Source organism: Microbacterium schleiferi (assembly GCF_038150145.1).
GTDB classification, from domain to species: domain Bacteria; phylum Actinomycetota; class Actinomycetes; order Actinomycetales; family Microbacteriaceae; genus Microbacterium; species Microbacterium schleiferi_B.
Map to the genome: position 1 here is coordinate 265,182 of NZ_JBBWSA010000001.1, position 17,462 is coordinate 282,643.

Here is a 17,462-nt window from a genome sequence, read left to right on the forward strand (position 1 = left end):
CGGGGCTCACAGCGGGACGCGGGTCTGCTGCAGGATGCTCTGGAGCAGCGCTTCGACCGACACCCCTTCGAGTTCAGCATCCGGACGAAGCCGAAGGCGGTGCCGCCACGTAGGGAGCAGCATCGTCTGGACGTGGTCGGGGGTGATGGCCGGTGATCCGCCGAGCCACGCCCACGCTTTCGCCGTCGCCAGCAGCGCCGTGGCGGCGCGCGGGCTCGCGCCCAGCTGCACCGAGGGGCTCTGCCTCGTGGCTTGCGCGAGATCGACGATGTAGCCGAGGACGTCATCGGCGGCGGTGACGTTCCGCACCGCCGCCTGGGCGGCCCGGAGGTCGGCGGCGGTGACAACTGTCTGCACCCCGGCCTCATCGAGGTCGCGGGGTGAGAAGCCGTCGGCGTGCCGGCGGAGCACCGTGACTTCCGCATCGCGTGCGGGCATATCGACGATGAGCTTCAGGAGGAACCGATCGAGCTGAGCTTCGGGGAGCGTATAGGTTCCCTCGTGCTCGATCGGGTTCTGGGTCGCGGCGACAAGGAACGGATCGGGGAGCGGGCGGGTCACGCCGTCGGTGGATACCTGGCGTTCTTCCATCGCCTCCAGGAGGGCAGCCTGCGTCTTCGGCGGTGTGCGGTTGATCTCGTCAGCCAGCAGGATGTGGGTGAAGACCGGGCCCTCGCGGAACTCGAACTCGCCTGACCGAGCGTCGTAGATGAGGGAGCCCGAGACATCGCCGGGCATGAGGTCGGGAGTGAACTGCACTCGCTTGGTCTCGAGGCCGAGCGCGCGGCTGAATGCCCGTACCAGCAGCGTCTTGGCGACACCGGGAACACCCTCGACCAGGACATGTCCGCGAGCCAGCAGCGCGATCAGGAGACCCGTGATGGCGGCATCCTGACCGACGACAGCCTTGCCGATCTCAGTACGAACGCGCCCGACGGCGGCGCGGGCGGCGTCGTCGCCGAGGACGGATTCGTCGGCAGTCGTCGGCGCCGGGTCGGGAGTCGTCATGGGGCGTTCCTTTCGGGGTGAAGTGCCGCGCGCGCTGCAGCTTCGAGTCTGCGCAATCGGTCGTGGAGTTCGTCAAGGTCGCGCCGTGACATCGGCGGGGTTCCGTCCAGGATGCTTCGCGCATCCTCCCGCGACGTCACCGAGGCGCTGGCAAGCGCGTCGGCGACCTCTGCTGCCGACGACGATCCTGACAGGCCGAGCATCCGTGCTATCCGCACCCGCGCGCCATGGCGCAGCAGGGACGCTGCGTGCGCGGTGTCGCCGGATCGTGCATACAGGCGCGCTCGGCCCCACGTCGTCTCCTCGCCACGCACCGTCACCGGCAGTCGCTCGCCAACAAGCGGTCCGAAGCGTATGCCGCGCCACAGCGCGGCCGCGACTGCAGCCGCCAGCGCCAGGACGATCACGGGGCTGACCCACGGTGGCGTGAGCTCGCCGAGGGACGGGTTCACGGGGTCGAGATTGGTATCGGCCACGGATGGGACGTACCAGACAAGCGTCGCATTCCTGCCCATGAGGCCCAGCGCGAGGGCAGCATTGCCGTCCTCTGCCAGGTGTTCATTCGTGAACAGCGCAGCGCCGTCGACGGCAGAGACGCGTTGCGTACCCGGCGCATCGGGGCGGACAGTTTCGCGCACCAGCAGCCCATAGCCTCCTGCTGCCGGATAGCACTGGGCGGCATCCGTACCGACGAAGACCGTTCGCGGACGGATCGCTCCGGCCCGCTGCGCCTCTGGCACTGAGCACTGCGGCTGCACGAGCGCGTCATCGGCGACGCCGACGGCGTTTGCCCCGTCGGCGATCAGCCGGAGCGTCCGCGAGCGTGGGTCGATGAGGACGACGTCTGTCGCGGGCGCGGCGAGGGCGGAGATCGCCTCATCGGAGAGCGCGGGTGCATCCGGAAGTACGAGCGTTGCCGCGGTCTCGCTCAGCGCCGCTGCGGCCTGCTCGTGCGAGCGGACGATGTGCACGTCGACGCCCTGATCGGCCAGGATGCGTGCCAGCGCCCGCGTGCCCGTCGGCGCCGCGGACTCGGGATCGAGCGACTCGCGCTGGCTCCACTCGCTGCCGCCGGCGATGCTCGCACCGACGATGCCGACAGCGATGAGGCCTGCGACGATGGCGATCCAGCCCACCGCCGAACCCCGGCGGGCTCTGGTGGTTGGGAGATCGGCTCGAGCCGCGCGGCGCTCGCGGGTGTCGAGGCTCATGACGCCGGCACCTCGGCCGGATCGGCCCGCACGGACCCGAGCTGGGCCAGCGCCCTGTCTGCCGCAGCCACCACCTCGTACCCGGCCTCGGTCCCCGGCCGCTGAAGATAGCGGACGTCCTCGAAGACGGTGGCGGCGTCTCCGACCCGCCCGCTCGCCGGCGCTGTCAGCGCGTCGGCGCGCACCGCGAACTGCCGGGCTGTCGTGCCGGGGGCAAGCTCGATCAAGCCTCGTTCGTCCAGGCCGCGGGCTGCTGCCCGGAAGCGCAGCACGATCGCCGCGTCCCAGTCCCGGCGGCTGCGGGCAGCCTCAGCTGCCGTCCGCAGCCCGTCGGCAGTTCGATAGTCGACGTCGCCGAAGAGTTCACCGGTGCGGGCTCGTCGTGAGGATGCCCGGCGGGGGACTCCCCACACGAGAATCGCGATGACGATGACCGCGATGGCGATGATCGCGGCAATAAGGGCGAGAATGGCTGCCCACTCTGGTGCGACATCGGGCGAGAACAGGGAAGCTAGCGCATCCCGCGCCGCTTGTGCCGCTCGGTCGAACCACGTCGGCTTCGCCGCCTGATAGACCGGATCCGCGAGTTCCTGCACGGCCCAGTCGCGAGCCTGTTCGCCATCAGGGATGAGCGGGATCTCTGAGATCACCGAGGCATCGCCCATGTCGTCTGGTCGTCATCGGGGCCCGCGGGAGGCGTCGACGACGCCGGGTCAGCGGTCGGCGTGGCGGGTGTCGGCGACCCGGATGTCGGCACAGCTGCGGTTTGAGGCGTCATGACGTACCCCGGCGGCGGGGCGAACGGAGCTGGTTGCGCGTACGCCGCAGGCCACCGGGGCTGCACGGCGCGGCCGATGTGCACGACGTACGGGTCGGGGAGGCCCGCCTCTCCCGCATCTCTGCGATCGACGTACTCGAGCAGGTCGAGGTCGAGGCCCTCGTGCCGCATCCGGCAGTCGATGTAGACGAGCCCCGCGGCTGTTGACTGCACGATGACGGCGACCGACTGGATGAGTAGGGTCACGATCTGCGTGAGACCGAGGGTTGCGACGATTCCGATGATCGCCGCTGCGCTCTCATCGCCCGTGGGGGCTATCACTGTCGTCAGGGCCGAGGCGAGGAACGAGAACGGGATGCTGACGACCTGGGCGACGGCGCCGAAGACGAGCGAGACGAGCACGATGATCCCCAAGATCACCCAGAATCGGCCCCGCGACAGCCGCCACGAGCGCCCCAGAGCCGCGCCCAGCGACGTGTGCTCCACGATCAGGACCGCCGGAACGAGCAGCAGCTTCACGGACAGCCAGAGGCTCAGGGGGATGGCGGCGAGGATGACGAGGATTCCGAGGATGACTGCGGCGGCGGGAACGGAGACAGCCAGGACGGCGATCAGCCCGCCGACGATGATCACGATCACGCCGATCGCGAGCGAGAGCAGGATCGTGTAACCGATCAGACGCCAGGCCACGGGCCGCACACGCTGCCACAGCATCCGCAGCGTCATCTTCTCGGCCACCGCAGCGTACAAGACATCGGAGATGACCACGGCCTGCACGAGGACGCCCACGGCGCCCGCAAGAAGACCGAGCACCAGCCCCGACAGGGCGGTCAGCGTGATCGATCCCGTCAGGACGGCATCCCATTCGTCGGTGCCGGCCGGCACGGTGTCGAGCCGCGAGAAGGTTGCGAACGCGACCGCCGAGATGGCGATGGTGACAACGAGGTAGGCGATCGTCTGCACGACCATCGCGAACCCGAGCAGCACCTTCGGATTGTGTCGCAGCGCCGAGAACGAGCGACCCAGAATCGTGCCGAACGTCAGTGGTTGCAACGGGATGATCCCAGGCCGCGGCGCAGGCGTCCAAGACGGGTACGCGGTCACGGGTTCCTCCTACAGGGCTGGAATCGGCGTGAGTTCCATCGTGTCACACGGGACGCAGGCCCGCTCGTGTCCGTCACTGCAGCGTTCTGCGTGCCGCAGCCGTGCGGGCCGGTGCCGACGCGCGCGCGAATCAACGGCGTGCGTACAGGTGGAGTCGACTACTCTCGGGGGAAGCACCCGCGGCTGCCTGCCGCAAGTGCGCAGGCTGGACGCAAGGAACGAAGGCGCGATGAACTCACGCATCCTGGTGGTCGACGATGACACCGCCCTGGCGGAGATGATCGGGATCGTGCTGCGCACGGAAGGGTTCGACACGGTCTTCTGCGCTGACGGAAACGCCGCTGTCGAGACCTGGCGCGCGGAACGTCCCGACTTGATCCTGCTCGATTTGATGCTTCCCGGTCGCGACGGCATCGAGATCTGCACGGCGATCCGCTCCGAGTCGGGCATCCCGATCATCATGCTGACGGCACGCACCGACACCGCCGATGTCGTGCGCGGACTGGAGTCGGGCGCTGACGACTACATCGTCAAGCCGTTCAACCCGAAAGAGCTCGTGGCCCGCATCCGCACACGACTGCGCCCCGGCGGGCATCCGTCGCAGGAGACACTGCGGATCGGGAACCTGACGATCGATGTCGCCGGTCACGAAGTCCGACGCGGCGACGAGGTGATCTCGCTCACGCCGCTTGAGTTCGAGTTGCTCGTCGCACTTGCCTCCAAGCCGCAGCAGGTGTTCTCGCGCGAGATGCTGCTCGAGCAGGTCTGGGGTTACCACTACAAGGCCGACACGCGTCTGGTCAATGTGCACGTGCAGCGGCTGCGCGCCAAGGTCGAACTCGACCCCGACAACCCCCGCATTGTCACGACAGTGCGCGGTGTGGGCTACCGGGCCGGTGCAGTGGAGTGAGTGTCGTCGACGATCGAGCCGCGTGCAGCGGTCGCGTGAGGTGAGACAGTGGGCTCCCGAGGGGCCGCCGAGCCGTCGTTTCGCCCGCTGATCTGGCGACGCAACTGGAGGGCGTGGCCTGACAATCTCGTGCACCTGTGGCGACGTTCGCTGCGGTTTCGTACCCTCTCGGTGACAATCGTGCTCACGGCCTTCGCCGTCCTCATAGCTGTGACCTGGACCGCTTTGGCCATCCAGGATGACCTCTTCGCGTCCCGCCGCGACGAGGTTACCGAGCAGGCGCTTCGTGCGACGGCATCGGCGCAGACGGTGCTCGACAGTGCTGACACGCAGGGAGATCCGGCGCAGATCCAACGCGTCTGGCTTGGGCTGCGCACGGCGCTGCAGCAGCAGTCCTCGACCGACATGATCGCGACGTTTCGCATGGGAGCGCCCTCGGCTGCAGCGCAGGCGTACCGCGTCGGCGAGTTCGACACGGCGATCATCTCCGAAGGGCTGCGCGAGAAAGTGCGGGCCGACGCCAACCAGCAGTGGTGGCAGTCGGTAGCCCTCGATGCTTCGGGCACGCCCGGCATCGTCGTCGGGCAGCAGCTGATCTTCCCGCAGGTCGGCAACTTCGAGGTCTACTACGCCTACGGGCTGGAGAGCGCGGATCAGACGCTCCGCTTCGTTCAGGCGACGCTGTGGGTCGTCGGCGTCGCGCTGGTCTTGCTCATCGGCGGCATCGCCTGGTTCGTGCTCCGCTCGGTTACGACGCCCATCGGCGAAGCTGCACAGACCAGCGCGAAGCTCGCGGCGGGAGAGCTGGGGGTACGGCTACCCGTGCGCGGCGAGGACGAGCTTGCAACGCTGGGTGAGTCCTTCAACGCGATGGCCGACAGTATCGAGTTTCAGATCAAGGAGCTCGCCGATCTTTCGCTGGTGCAGCAGCGATTCGTCTCGGATGTCTCGCACGAGCTGAGAACGCCCCTGACCACCATCCGGCTCGCCGCCGACATGTTGAACGACCGCCGCGAGGACTTCGACCCGGCGACTGCGCGCGCCGCCGAGTTGCTCGCTGCCCAGGTCGAGCGCTTCGAGGTTCTCCTCAGCGATCTTTTGGAGATCAGCCGATATGACGCAGGATCAGTGCAGCTCGAGCTGGAACCGACGAGCCTTGCCCACGTGGCAGAGGATGTGATCGCCTCGATGGAGCAGGTCGCCCACCAGCACGGCACTGATCTGCGCCTGGTCGCCCCGGGCGGTTACTCGCCGGTAGATCTTGATCCCCGGCGGGTGCGACGCATCCTGCGAAATCTCATCGGGAACGCGATCGAGCACGGTGAGGGCAAGCCGGTCGTGGTCACCGTAGACAGCAATCAGCAAGCCGTCGCTGTCGGAGTCAGAGACTTCGGCATGGGTATTGCCGCCGAGGATGCTGCACGCGTGTTCGACCGCTTTTGGCGCGCCGATCCGTCCCGCAAGCGCACCCTGGGCGGAACGGGCCTCGGCCTGGCAATCTCACTCGGCGACGCGAAGCTTCACGGTGGAGAGCTGGCTGTGTGGTCGGAACCTGGACGAGGGGCTCACTTCGTGCTCACGCTTCCGCGCGGCGCGCACCGCACGGGACCCGCAGCGCTTCCGCTGGACTCACCCATTCCGCTCGACCCGGGCGACGAGAACACTGTCGACGCCTTCGAGCACACCCAGCCGATATCCACGATTCCCAGCGGCGACCGAGCACCGGGAGCTCATTCATGAGGCGGCTCATCGCGAGCGTGCTGGCAACGGTCGGCATCCTGGTGCTCTCTGCATGCGCGGGACTACCCGTCAGCGGACCGGTCACTGCCGGTCGGCCCGTGGATGAGGTGCTGACCGGTCCCGAGGTGCGCTTCTTCCCGGAGGAAGCCCAGCCCGGAGCGACTCCGGAGGAGATCGTCGAGGGGTTCCTGCTGGCTGGATCGGGCTCAAGCAATGACTGGCAGGCGGCTCGCTCCTTTCTTGCGCCCTCGATCCAGTCCTCGTGGAACCCCTCAGCGGGTGTCACGATCGTGCCCACGGGGCAGATCGTCGCTCAGCCGGCGGTCGATGACATGGTCAAAGTCACCCTTGCGCCCGTTGCCAGTGTCGACGAGACCGGGCGCTACGAGCCGGCCTTGGGCGGCACCGCGACCCTCGCGTTCGAACTGGTCGAGATAGCGGGCCAGTGGCGGATCTCGAGAGCCCCCGACGGTATCGTCCTCGACGAGAGCGTGTTCGGCACCGTTTTCCACCGGTACTCGGTGATGTACTTCGACCCGTCGTGGACCTATCTCGTTCCCGATGAGAGATGGTTCCCGACCACATCCGCTGCCGTACGCATCACCGCGGCGCTGGTCGACGAGCAGCCGAGCGATTGGCTCGCCGGGGCAGTATCGACAGCATTCACGGACGACGTGACGTCGGTCTATTCGTCAGTGCCGCAAAGCGCTGGAACTGCCCAGGTGGAGCTATCGCCCGAGGTGCTCGCACTGCCCCAGCTCACGATCGACCGCATGGCAACGCAGCTGGAAGCGAGTCTTGCCACCGCCGGGATCACGGAGGTGCAGCTGACTGTCGACGGCGTCCCTATCGCTGCGACTCCGGTGCCGACCCGCTCGACGGCGGTTACCGGCAGCCCGCTGGTGATGACCGACCAAGGATTCGGCTTCCTCTCCGGGAACACGATCACGGCGATTCCCGGGCTTTCGGAGGCCGTTGTACGAAGCAATCCGGTGGCCGTGCAGGTGGGGCCTGATCAGGAAAGCGCAGCGGTCCGCTCAGCGGATGGATCGGTTGCACGTGCTGACGCCACCGACGATGTCGTGGTCCTCGACACGCGCAGCGCGCTTCGAGATCCCGTGATCGATGCCCGGGGTTTCGTCTGGAGTATTCCGGCCCGTTCACCGGCCACTCTCACCGCCTTCGGTCCCGGCGTCGAGTCACCGCTTCTCTCGCAGCCGTGGGCGGCAGCCGGTGCCACCGACGTGCAAGCCGTGTCGATCTCCCGAGACGGGACACGCATGGCAGGCGTTGTTCGCGTTGGTGATCGCACCGAGCTGTGGCTGTCTGGCGTCATCCGGAACAACGATGGTGTCCCCGCGCGATTGGGTGAGCCGATCATTGCGGGCAGCATCGAGGGCGAGGCTGTGTCGATGGCGTGGACGGATGACGTCACTGTCGCTGTCGTCGTGCGATCGGGAACCGAGACGAACCTCGTCGAACAGGTCGTCGGGGGTGCCTCCGGGGCGGTTGCCGGTCCCGCCGGCGTTTCGATCTCAACGGTTGCGACCGCCACGTCGAGCGTTCGTCTCCGTTCGGAGGAGGGCGGGCTGTACGTGCGCCGTGGCGCGAACTGGCTGCAGACCGCGGAGGGGATCTTACTCCTCGCGGTTCAGCAGGGCACCCCGCAGCAGTGACCCATCGGCTCCTCCCGAGCGTGCGTGCCGGCGCAGCCTTTCGGGGAATCGCGGCGAGCCCCCGGTGCGATGAGCATTCCGGTGCACGGTGGGGCAGTGACAACCTCTCCCTCCGCGAGTGCCGCCGCATGGGTACGCGATGCCGCAGTGCAAGCACTCTCGTGGCTGATCCCGGTCGATTGCGCTGGATGCGGCCAGCCTGACTCCCCGCTGTGTGAGCAGTGCGAGCGTGCGGTGCGCAGTGGCGGTGTGAGGCACCGGACGCTCGCCGGCTTCGCGGTGGTCAGCGCGATGGACTACGCCGGGCCCGTCGTCGGTGTCATGCGCTCACTCAAGGCCGAGGGTCGGACCGGGCTCGCTCGCCCACTTGGGGCCGCGCTTCGCGGGGCGATGGAGGGGACGGATATCGTGCCCGGGGGATTGGTGCCTGCTATCGCTGCAGCTGCGGTCATCCCGGTTGCGATCCCATCGTCGTCAGCCGCGTTTCGCCGCCGCGGTTACAGCGTGGTCGAGCTCATCGCCAGGCGGGCTGGGCTCCACTGCCTACCCGCACTCCGCAGCGTCGGCTCCGGCCTCGACCAACGGGCACTGGGCAGGGCGGCGCGGGAACGCAATTCGCAGGGCATGTTCATCGTGCGATCGGTGCCCGAGCGGCCAGTCGTCCTGATCGATGATGTCGTGACGACCGGCGCGACCCTGCGGGCAGCGGCCGAGGCGTTGCAGGCGGCAGGGGCAACGGTTATCGGAGCTGTCACTGTGGCTTCCACGCCGCTGCTGTGGTCACCTGACGCGCGGGGATGACGGGGAATGGTAGCTCTGATGCGGCGTTTTCGGAGTCGCTGAGCACCGGGTAAACGTGTCCTCGCACGTGTTCCTGCGGAGGATACGGACACAGCGGAAATCGTGCGTGACAGGCAGATGACCAGGGTCTAACGTGGGGGTGACAAGGCGACTGATGGTCCGCCCTTGGAACCGGGCGGACCGGAAACAAGGAGGTCAAGATGGACACGAACATCGTCGGCGTGGGAGTCGGTATCACCGATCGCTTCCGCTCGGTCGTCGAAGAGAAACTCGTCCGGATCGAACACCTCGCACCCCGTGCGCAGCGCATCGATGTCAAGGTCACCCACCGCACCTACCGCACGGGTCGGGTCGAAGACCACACTGTCGAGCTCACGCTCACCGGCAAGGGTCCGCTCGTGCGGGCTGAAGCGACCGATGCCGACAAGTTCACTGCGCTCGACATGGCTGTCGACAAGCTGTGCGAGCAGTTGCGCCGCGCCAAGGACAAGAGAGTGGATGCTCGAAACCACCCCCGGAAGGCGAGTTTCGACAAGGAGCGCGGTGAGCTCGACGGAATCGACATCCAGCCCGCATCGGCAGACGTGCTCCGGCGTGTGGCGACCGGCGAGGTGCCGATCGTTGACGGTGAGGATGACGAAGCTTACACACCCGTCGTGATCCGTACGAAGGAGTTCGAGGCCGAGTGGATGACGGTCGAGGATGCCGTCGACCGGATGGAACTGGTCGGGCACGACTTCTTCCTGTTCATCAACGCCGCAACCGATCACCCGAGCGTGGTCTACCGCCGCAAGGGCTGGGACTACGGTGTGATCTCCCTCACGACGGAGGCGAGCCCGGCGGCCCTGGTGAGCTGACCGCTCGCGGCACTGCCGCGAGATAGAGGAACGGATGCCGCGGGCCCACCAGCTCGCGGCATCCGTCTGTCAATCGAAGATTCCGTCGAGGATGCTGCCGATCACCAGGCCCCCGAGGATTCCTCCGACGAGGTCTGAACCGCCGCCGGCGCGGCGACCGAAGCCCTCCATGGGACCGCCCCACTGCGGCGGTGGACCCGCCGCGGGACGTGATGCGTCGATGTCGCGCTGGGCATACCGCAGCGCGTCGCCCGCCAGCTGGGCGGAGCGGCGGGCGAACTCCAGCGCCTGCTCCCGATCGTCCTCGGGGATGGTGGGGACGGTCGCGGCGGAGCCTCCGACGACGCGGTCCAGGTCTGCCCGGACGCGCTCGGCTTCGGCAAGGCGCGTGCGTGCGTCAGCACCGATCCAGCCCCGGTGGCCGGCAATGACGTCTCGGGCCACCGCGAGCTGGCGGTCGGCGTCATCGATCGCGTTTCGCACATGACCGAGCTCCGGAATCGGTCGGGATGCGCGTTCGAGCGCCGCGGCCACTGCCGCATCGAGGGCCGCGTTCGCTTCCCGCATCCGGGTCAAGTGCTCAAACGGGTCGGTGTTCACTCCGGCGGCGGGAAGCGCGGAGAGGGCAGCTTGCAGTCCTGACATCGCCTGGACAACGGCGGGAACCTGTGGGGCGGTTCGCGCAGCGATCAGATCCCCGCGCGAGTCTTCCACGATCGCGCCGAGTGTCGCCTCAGCTCGGAGGGCCTCGACCTCGAACGTTTCGACGGCATCCACCAGGGTCTCGGCGCGACGAGCCGCTTCCGTCGCGGCTTCCATCGCGAGATTCGCTTGCTCCCGCTGCCCGGCTTCCCGCCGACGCTCAGCGATTCCCGCGCTGTGTTCGGCGAAGCTCAGGAGTTGTTCGGCTTCCGCAGGATTGGCGCCAACACCTTCCAACGCGCGTGTGGAGTACCTGGTGGCGAGCCGCTCGACGGTCTCCCGCGCGTGCGGGATGCGTTCCCGGACGCGGGCAGCGTCGGCGCGAACCCGGGCGATGATCTCAGGCGCCCGACGTGCCCGCTCGATCGGCTCGGCCAGGGCAGCCATCCGGTCTTCGAGGAGGTCTTCTGCCCAGTCGCACAGCTGGATGATGCGGGTGTTGCGGGTGCGGAGCTCGTCGGCGGTGTCGGGAATCTCGTCGTGGTTGAGCTGGTGCAGATGGAAGGCCTCTTGCATGTGGGTTCGCACCGAATCGAGCGCGTCGCGCAGGTCGCCGACGGCGCCCGGACCGAGTTCGGCTTCGGCGAACGAGACCTCGTCTGAGGCGAGACGGATGTGTTCGTCAGCCGCGACGAGCGAGCTTTGCGCGCGGCGCGCGAGGTCGGCATCCTGTTGCGCCGTCTCGGCCTGTTCACGCTTGCGTCGTCCCCAAAAGCTGGCCATGCCTTGATCCTAGATTCGCGCAGCCGTGTTCGGGCTGAGTGGTCACACGCGAAGGGTGTCGATGACGCGTGAGCGCACCGCGACGAGCGCGGGAAGGAATCCTGCCAGGGCGCCGATCGCCACAGATGCGATCAGTCCGTTGATCGCGGCACGAACCGGGAAGGGCGGCACATCCTGCAGAGCGCCGAACATGCCGGCGAGGGTGAGGCTTCCGCTGGGAGCGGATCCAGCGCACGCTAAGGTCACGGCCCGGTAACATGAGTCGGTATGTCCGCGCGCGGTTCGCGCCGGGTCGGCACTCCGGGTGCCGCCGTTGACAGATGGAGAGCTTTCCGTGGCCAATCCTCTCGAGAAACTCCTGCGTGCCGGCGAAGGTCGGCTGCTGCGGCGCTTGCAGCAGGTTGCGAAGGCGGTCAACGCCCTCGAGGACGAGTACTCGCAGCTGACCGATGTCGAGTTGCGGGACGAGACCGCGGAGTTTCGCACCCGCTACGAGGCTGGCGAGACGCTCGACAAGCTGATGCCCGAGGCCTTCGCGGCCGTGCGCGAGGCCGCGAAACGGACGATTGGTCAGCGGCACTACGACGTGCAGTTGATGGGCGGCGCTGCGCTGCACCTCGGCAACATCGCTGAGATGAAGACCGGTGAGGGCAAGACGCTGGTGGCAACGCTTCCCGCGTACTTGAACGCGATCGCGGGCAAGGGCGTCCACGTGATCACCGTCAACGACTTCCTCGCGAGCTATCAGGCCGACCTCATGGGGCGCGTGTACCGGGCGCTCGGGATGACGACCGGCACGATCGTGTCGGGGCAGACCCCCGAGGTGCGCCGGGAGCAGTACCTCGCGGACATCACCTACGGCACGAACAATGAGTTCGGCTTCGACTACCTTCGCGACAACATGGCGTGGCGCCGGGAGGACCTCGTCCAGCGCGGCCACTTCTTCGCGATCGTCGACGAGGTTGACTCGATCCTGATCGACGAAGCCCGCACGCCCCTGATCATCTCGGGACCCTCCGCTGGCGAGGCCAACCGGTGGTTCGCCGAGTTCGCGAAGATCGCTCGGACTCTTGAGCCGGGCGTCGACTACGAGGTGGACGAGAAGAAGCGCACCATCGGTGTGCTTGAGCCGGGTATCGAGAAGGTCGAGGACTACCTCGGGATCGACAACCTCTACGAGTCGGTCAATACCCCGCTGATCTCGTTCCTGAATAACTCGATCAAGGCGCTCGCCCTGTTCAAGCGCGACACAGACTATGTCGTCATGAACGACGAAGTGATGATCGTCGATGAGCACACCGGTCGAATCCTGGTCGGCCGTCGCTACAACGAGGGCATCCACCAGGCGATCGAGGCGAAGGAGGGCGTGCCGGTCAAGGCCGAGAACCAGACCCTCGCGACTGTCACCTTGCAGAACTACTTCCGCCTCTACGACAAGCTCTCGGGCATGACCGGTACCGCCGAGACCGAGGCTGCCGAGTTCATGTCGACCTATCAGCTGGGCGTCGTCGCAATCCCCACGAACAAGCCCATGATCCGCAAGGATCAGTCGGATCTCGTCTACAAGAACGAGCCGGCGAAGTTCGCCCAGGTGGTCGAGGACATCGCGAAGCGCCATGAGTCGGGTCAGCCGGTGCTCGTCGGTACGGTGTCGGTGGAAAAGAGCGAGTACCTGTCGCGTCTGCTCGCGAAGAAGGGCATCAAGCACGAGGTGCTCAACGCGAAGAACCACGCGCGCGAGGCCGAGATCGTGGCACGCGCCGGGCGACTGGGCGCAGTGACCGTCGCAACGAACATGGCAGGGCGTGGAACCGACATCATGCTCGGCGGGAACGCTGAGTTCCTCGCGGTGCAGGAGATGAAGGCGAAGGGCCTCGATCCGGTGGAGACGCCGGATGAGTACGAAGCCGAGTGGGATGCCGTGTACCAGTCCACCCGCGAGCATGTCGCCGAAGAGGCCGAGAAGGTCGTTGCCGCCGGTGGCTTGTACGTGCTCGGTACGGAACGGCACGAGTCGCGCCGCATCGACAACCAGTTGCGTGGTCGGTCGGGCCGTCAGGGCGACCCGGGGGAGAGCCGGTTCTACCTGTCTCTGACCGATGACCTCATGCGGCTGTTCCAGTCGGGCGCTGCCGAGGCCATCCTGTCGCGCACGAACTTCCCCGATGACGTCGCGATCGAATCCGGCATGGTGTCGCGTGCGATCAAGAGCGCACAGTCGCAGGTGGAGGCGCGTAACGCCGAGCTGCGCAAGAACGTGCTGAAGTACGACGACGTCCTCAACCGCCAGCGTGAAGCAATCTATTCGGATCGCCGCCACATCCTCGAGGGTGATGACATCGCGGATCGGGTCCAGCACTTCATCGAGGACGCGATCAGCACGCTCATTGACGATCACACGGGTACGGGTCACACCGAGAGCTGGGATTTCGACGCTCTGTGGACCGAGCTCAAGACGCTGTACCCGGTCTCTCTCACGATCGACGAGGTCGTCGCCGAGTCGGGAAGCAAGGGCAAGGTCACCCCCGAGGTGCTCAAGCGCGAGATCATCTCGGATGCTCGCATCGCCTACCAGAAGCGTGAGGAGAGCCTCGGCGAGGCTGCGATGCGCGAGCTCGAGCGGCGCGTGGTGCTTCAGGTCGTCGACCGCCGTTGGCGCGACCACCTCTACGAGATGGACTACTTGAAGGACGGCATTGGCCTGCGCGCGATGGCCCAGCGTGATCCGCTCATCGAGTACCAGCGCGAGGGCTATCAGATGTTCCAGCAGATGATGGGGCAGATCAAGGAAGAGTCAGTCGGGTACCTCTACAACCTGGAGGTCGAGGTACGCCGCGCCGAGGGCGAGAGCGCCGCCGAAGTCGAGGCGAAGGGTCTGTCTATCGCGCCCGTCGAGGGGCAGCGCCTGCAGTATTCCGCAGCCAACGACGCTGGTGAGGTCGAGGTACGCAACGAACGCGGCCAGGTGCAGCAAGCGGCGACCAGCCGGGCCCGTCAGGCTGCCGCATCCGTGCCAGCAGCGCCCGTTGCGCCGGCGGCACCCGCCGCGCGAGGATCGTTCGGGCAGCGCACAGAGGGCGAAGCGCCGGCGCAGGCTGCCCAGCCACCGCTGAACCGCGCCCAGCGGCGCGCAGCCGACAAGAAGAAGTAAGCGCAGAACGCGAGAGCGCAAGCCACATGCGGTCAGGTGGCCCGGCGGGTGCGGCATTATCCTGAACGGATGACCCACCCCCGGCCGCTCGACCAGTCGAGCAAACTCAAGCATGTCCTCTACGAGATCCGGGGGCAGGCCCTGGTCGAGGCCGACCGACTTGAGGCCGAAGGTCACCGGATTCTCAAGCTGAACACGGGAAACCCGGCAGCGTTCGGCTTTGAGGCTCCGTTCCAGATCGTGCGGGACATGATCGAGGCGGTTCCCGAGGCACACGGCTACAGCGACAGTCGCGGCATCAAGTCGGCCCGGCTCGCCGTCGTCTATCGGTACGAGCAGGTCCCCGGATTCCCCGCGCTCGACCCCGACGACGTGTATCTCGGGAACGGGGTTTCCGAGCTCATCACGATGACGATGCAGGCCCTCCTGGACGAGGGCGATGAAGTGCTGATCCCGGCCCCTGACTACCCGCTGTGGACGGCGATGACGAGCCTGGGCGGCGGGACGCCGGTTCACTACCTCTCCGATGAGCAAAACGGCTGGCAGCCTGACATCGAGGACATCCGCTCGAAGATCACCGAGCGCACCAAAGCGATCGTTGTCATCAACCCGAACAATCCGACCGGTGCCGTCTACACGCGGGAAGTCCTCGAACAGATCGCCGACATCGCCCGGGAACACTCACTCCTGGTCCTCGCTGACGAAATCTACGACCGCATCCTTTTCGACGATGCAACGCACATTCCGATGGCTGCCGTCGCGCCGGATCTGCTGGTGCTCACGTTCAACGGGCTCTCGAAGACCTATCGCGTCGCGGGCTACCGCTCGGGGTGGCTGGCGATCACGGGACCGAAGGATCACGCAGCCGGTTTCCTGGAGGGCATCACCCTGCTGGCTTCGACTCGGCTGTGTCCGAACGTTCCGGCGCAATACGCCGTGCAGGCTGCGCTGTCGGGGGTCCAGTCGATCGACGCGCTGATTGCGCCCACGGGGCGCTTGCACGAGCAGCGGGATGCCGCCTGGGAGGCTCTGGAGTCGATCCCGGGTGTGAGTTGCGTCAAGCCGGAGGGGGCGCTGTATGCCTTCCCGCGCTTCGATCCGAACGTCTACGAGATTCGCGATGACGCGAAGCTGGTGTACGACTTCCTCGTCGCCGAGAAGGTGCTGCTCGTGCAGGGGACGGGGTTCAACTGGCCGACCCCTGACCACGTGAGGATCGTGACGCTTCCGGAGTCTCGGGTGCTCACCGAGGCGATCGAGCGGCTCGGGAACTTCCTCTCGTCGTACCGGCAGTAAGGCGGAGCGCCCTGCGCGACGTCGTCACAGCAGGGCGAGCGAGGTGGTGCGCCACCGACCGTCCATGCCCTCCAACCGCAGGGCCACGGCACGGGTGCGTGCGGGGCCACGGACGATGACGACGCCCTCGACGATGCCGTCCGCGGGGGAGGAGTAGCGCACGGAAACGATCTGATGCACGGGACGTTTCGCGGGCATGCCGCGGGCACTTCGTGCGCGGGCGGCGAGGTTGGCTCGGGTCACGAGCTTCCGATAGGCATCCTCGGTCAGCCACCTGGCGAGTTGGTCCACCTCGCGAACGCCCGCGAAGATCTCGAGGACCCCGCGCGAGATGTTGCGCAAGAAGGTCTCGGGATCGGGGAGGTCGGCGGTACTCGTGCGCTGCGGCGCGAAGTACTGGTTCAGCTCGGCCGCTTCGTCTGCCGCGCGGTAAGCGCGTGCGAAGTTCGGTTGCGTCGTCGCCATGAGATCTCACTCTCGACCGGTAACAGGATGTCGAGAAGTAGAGCACACGGCGGGATGCCGGGTGGGGGCCGGGGCCCCGCTGTGGACAGTTTCTCATCGACTCCTCATCTGCGACGTACGCTCGCCCCGTGCGATGGGACCGGCTGTTCGATGACCTCGAGGCTCAAGCATCCGCCGAGTGGGAAGCAGAGCGTGCCGCCCTCGCCTCCGAGTCCGAGCGGGTGCGCCTGTCGCGTGTATCGCTGCGGGACCGGCTTCTCGTGTTGCGAGATGCCCAGGCTCAGGTGCGGGCGCACCTCAGCGGTGGCGGTGCTGTCGACGGGCGGATGGTCGCGGTGGGCGCCGATTGGTTTGCGCTCGATCGAGGACCGTCCTCCGTCAGCATCGTGCCTCTCGCGGGGCTCATGGGACTACGGATGCCGCACGCCGACCTCCTGCACAGCGCCTCGGGACGCGCGGGGCAAGCCCTCCGCGAGCGGGTGGATCTCGGATTCGTTCTGCGTGACCTCGCGCGGCGGCGCGTTCCCGTCCTCGTCGAGCTGGTCGCTGGTGACTCCCTGACCGGAACCGTGGACCGAGCCGGTGCCGATCACTTCGACCTTGCCCTTCACGACCTCGATACCCCGCGGCATCCGTCGGCAGTGACCGGCTTTCGGATGGTTCCGTTCGGCGCGCTCGCGCAGCTGATCGTGGCGGCGGGCGACTCGGGGCTCTGACCCGCAGCTGACCTCGCGTCTCAGTCGGGGTTGCGAATGGCGCCGGTGCCCCACAGCTCGGGGAAGCTCGCGGTCTGAGACTGGTGCCACAGCGCCATGCGGCGGGTCTGCTCGACCTGATCGTCGAGGTAGGCCTCGACGCTCGTCTCGTCGATACGCCACTGCCCGCTCTCGCCCACACGCATCCCGCGGAGCTGTCCGGCCAAGACCAGGGCCACCACGTCATCGACCTCGATCGCGAGCACTTCGGCGACCTGCGAGGGCGTCAACAGGCGCGCGTCGGCAGCGTGGGGATGGGGCATGTCCCCATTATGACGCCGGGTT

At 67.1% G+C, this 17,462-nt stretch carries 16 protein-coding genes; 8 read left to right on the top strand and 8 right to left on the bottom strand.

The genetic code is table 11. The features are described from left to right. Positions 1 to 6: 6 nt before the first annotated feature. From AADH62_RS01135 to AADH62_RS01150, 4 genes are read right to left on the bottom strand one after another with little or no spacing between them, the layout of a single operon-like run. Positions 7 to 1,008 carry a MoxR family ATPase gene (locus AADH62_RS01135; RefSeq protein ID WP_341577894.1) on the bottom strand — a complete coding sequence of 334 codons (1,002 nt, stop codon included), beginning with the start codon at positions 1,006 to 1,008 and terminating at the stop codon, positions 7 to 9. Beyond that, positions 1,005 to 2,219, bottom strand: a complete 1,215-nt coding sequence (locus AADH62_RS01140) for a DUF4350 domain-containing protein (protein WP_341577895.1) — start codon at positions 2,217 to 2,219, stop codon at positions 1,005 to 1,007. The genes AADH62_RS01135 and AADH62_RS01140 overlap by 4 nt, the downstream gene beginning before the upstream one ends. Further along, complete coding sequence (locus tag AADH62_RS01145; protein WP_341577896.1) at positions 2,216 to 2,884, bottom strand: DUF4129 domain-containing protein; 669 nt, start codon at positions 2,882 to 2,884, stop codon at positions 2,216 to 2,218. Before AADH62_RS01145 ends, AADH62_RS01140 begins: the two co-directional genes overlap by 4 nt. Continuing rightward, the gene (locus AADH62_RS01150) at positions 2,866 to 4,101 is read right to left on the bottom strand and encodes a hypothetical protein (RefSeq protein ID WP_341577897.1); all 1,236 of its coding nucleotides are present in this window, start codon (positions 4,099 to 4,101) and stop codon (positions 2,866 to 2,868) included. The genes AADH62_RS01145 and AADH62_RS01150 overlap by 19 nt, the downstream gene beginning before the upstream one ends. Before the next feature lie 229 nt (positions 4,102 to 4,330). Here AADH62_RS01150 and mtrA point away from each other — a divergent pair, with 229 nt between their 5' ends. The 5 genes from mtrA to hpf all read left to right on the top strand — a co-directional run bounded on the left by mtrA (position 4,331) and on the right by hpf (position 10,085). Continuing rightward, a complete protein-coding gene (gene mtrA, locus AADH62_RS01155; RefSeq protein WP_292711772.1) occupies positions 4,331 to 5,011 on the top strand; it encodes an MtrAB system response regulator MtrA in 681 nt (226 codons plus the stop codon). Between the two features lie 48 nt (positions 5,012 to 5,059). After that, positions 5,060 to 6,751: an MtrAB system histidine kinase MtrB gene (gene mtrB / locus AADH62_RS01160; protein ID WP_341577898.1), complete on the top strand. Its 1,692-nt coding sequence runs from the start codon at positions 5,060 to 5,062 to the stop codon at positions 6,749 to 6,751. Beyond that, complete coding sequence (locus AADH62_RS01165) at positions 6,748 to 8,427, top strand: LpqB family beta-propeller domain-containing protein (protein WP_341577899.1); 1,680 nt, start codon at positions 6,748 to 6,750, stop codon at positions 8,425 to 8,427. Before mtrB ends, AADH62_RS01165 begins: the two co-directional genes overlap by 4 nt. 96 nt (positions 8,428 to 8,523) lie before the next feature. After that, positions 8,524 to 9,228, top strand: a complete 705-nt coding sequence (locus tag AADH62_RS01170) for a ComF family protein (RefSeq protein ID WP_341577900.1) — start codon at positions 8,524 to 8,526, stop codon at positions 9,226 to 9,228. A 200-nt stretch (positions 9,229 to 9,428) separates the two neighbouring features. Then, positions 9,429 to 10,085: a ribosome hibernation-promoting factor, HPF/YfiA family gene (gene hpf, locus AADH62_RS01175; protein WP_341577901.1), complete on the top strand. Its 657-nt coding sequence runs from the start codon at positions 9,429 to 9,431 to the stop codon at positions 10,083 to 10,085. A gap of 69 nt (positions 10,086 to 10,154) precedes the next feature. On the opposite strand, the gene AADH62_RS01180 is transcribed toward hpf, so the two are convergent. Further along, positions 10,155 to 11,510, bottom strand: a complete 1,356-nt coding sequence (locus tag AADH62_RS01180; protein ID WP_341577902.1) for a hypothetical protein — start codon at positions 11,508 to 11,510, stop codon at positions 10,155 to 10,157. Between the two features lie 42 nt (positions 11,511 to 11,552). After that, entirely contained in the window at positions 11,553 to 11,702 is a 150-nt protein-coding gene (locus AADH62_RS01185) for a hypothetical protein (protein WP_341577903.1), read from the bottom strand. 142 nt (positions 11,703 to 11,844) lie between these two features. Between AADH62_RS01185 and secA the strand changes: the two genes are divergently transcribed. Continuing rightward, on the top strand, positions 11,845 to 14,661 hold the full coding sequence (gene secA / locus AADH62_RS01190) for a preprotein translocase subunit SecA (protein WP_341577904.1): 2,817 nt from the start codon (positions 11,845 to 11,847) through the stop codon (positions 14,659 to 14,661). Positions 14,662 to 14,730: 69 nt separating this feature from the next. After that, positions 14,731 to 15,957 carry a pyridoxal phosphate-dependent aminotransferase gene (locus tag AADH62_RS01195; protein ID WP_300593471.1) on the top strand — a complete coding sequence of 409 codons (1,227 nt, stop codon included), beginning with the start codon at positions 14,731 to 14,733 and terminating at the stop codon, positions 15,955 to 15,957. 24 nt (positions 15,958 to 15,981) lie between these two features. Here the strand turns inward: AADH62_RS01195 and AADH62_RS01200 are convergent, their stop codons facing one another. Then, entirely contained in the window at positions 15,982 to 16,422 is a 441-nt protein-coding gene (locus tag AADH62_RS01200; protein WP_341577905.1) for an Rv3235 family protein, read from the bottom strand. A gap of 128 nt (positions 16,423 to 16,550) precedes the next feature. Between AADH62_RS01200 and AADH62_RS01205 the strand changes: the two genes are divergently transcribed. Then, on the top strand, positions 16,551 to 17,138 hold the full coding sequence (locus AADH62_RS01205; protein WP_341577906.1) for a hypothetical protein: 588 nt from the start codon (positions 16,551 to 16,553) through the stop codon (positions 17,136 to 17,138). 20 nt (positions 17,139 to 17,158) lie between these two features. Here AADH62_RS01205 and AADH62_RS01210 read toward each other — a convergent pair whose 3' ends face one another. Continuing rightward, complete coding sequence (locus AADH62_RS01210; RefSeq protein WP_341577907.1) at positions 17,159 to 17,440, bottom strand: helix-turn-helix domain-containing protein; 282 nt, start codon at positions 17,438 to 17,440, stop codon at positions 17,159 to 17,161. Positions 17,441 to 17,462: the final 22 nt, after the last annotated feature.

Coding starts and splice junctions, on each gene's coding strand:
- AADH62_RS01135 (WP_341577894.1), bottom strand. CDS start 1,008: ATGACGACTCCCGACCCGGCGCCGACGACTGCCGACGAATCCGTCCTC.
- AADH62_RS01140 (WP_341577895.1), bottom strand. CDS start 2,219: ATGAGCCTCGACACCCGCGAGCGCCGCGCGGCTCGAGCCGATCTCCCA.
- AADH62_RS01145 (WP_341577896.1), bottom strand. CDS start 2,884: ATGGGCGATGCCTCGGTGATCTCAGAGATCCCGCTCATCCCTGATGGC.
- mtrA (WP_292711772.1), top strand. CDS start 4,331: ATGAACTCACGCATCCTGGTGGTCGACGATGACACCGCCCTGGCGGAG.
- AADH62_RS01165 (WP_341577899.1), top strand. CDS start 6,748: ATGAGGCGGCTCATCGCGAGCGTGCTGGCAACGGTCGGCATCCTGGTG.
- hpf (WP_341577901.1), top strand. CDS start 9,429: ATGGACACGAACATCGTCGGCGTGGGAGTCGGTATCACCGATCGCTTC.
- AADH62_RS01180 (WP_341577902.1), bottom strand. CDS start 11,510: ATGGCCAGCTTTTGGGGACGACGCAAGCGTGAACAGGCCGAGACGGCG.
- AADH62_RS01185 (WP_341577903.1), bottom strand. CDS start 11,702: ATGTTCGGCGCTCTGCAGGATGTGCCGCCCTTCCCGGTTCGTGCCGCG.
- AADH62_RS01195 (WP_300593471.1), top strand. CDS start 14,731: ATGACCCACCCCCGGCCGCTCGACCAGTCGAGCAAACTCAAGCATGTC.
- AADH62_RS01200 (WP_341577905.1), bottom strand. CDS start 16,422: ATGGCGACGACGCAACCGAACTTCGCACGCGCTTACCGCGCGGCAGAC.
- AADH62_RS01210 (WP_341577907.1), bottom strand. CDS start 17,440: ATGCCCCATCCCCACGCTGCCGACGCGCGCCTGTTGACGCCCTCGCAG.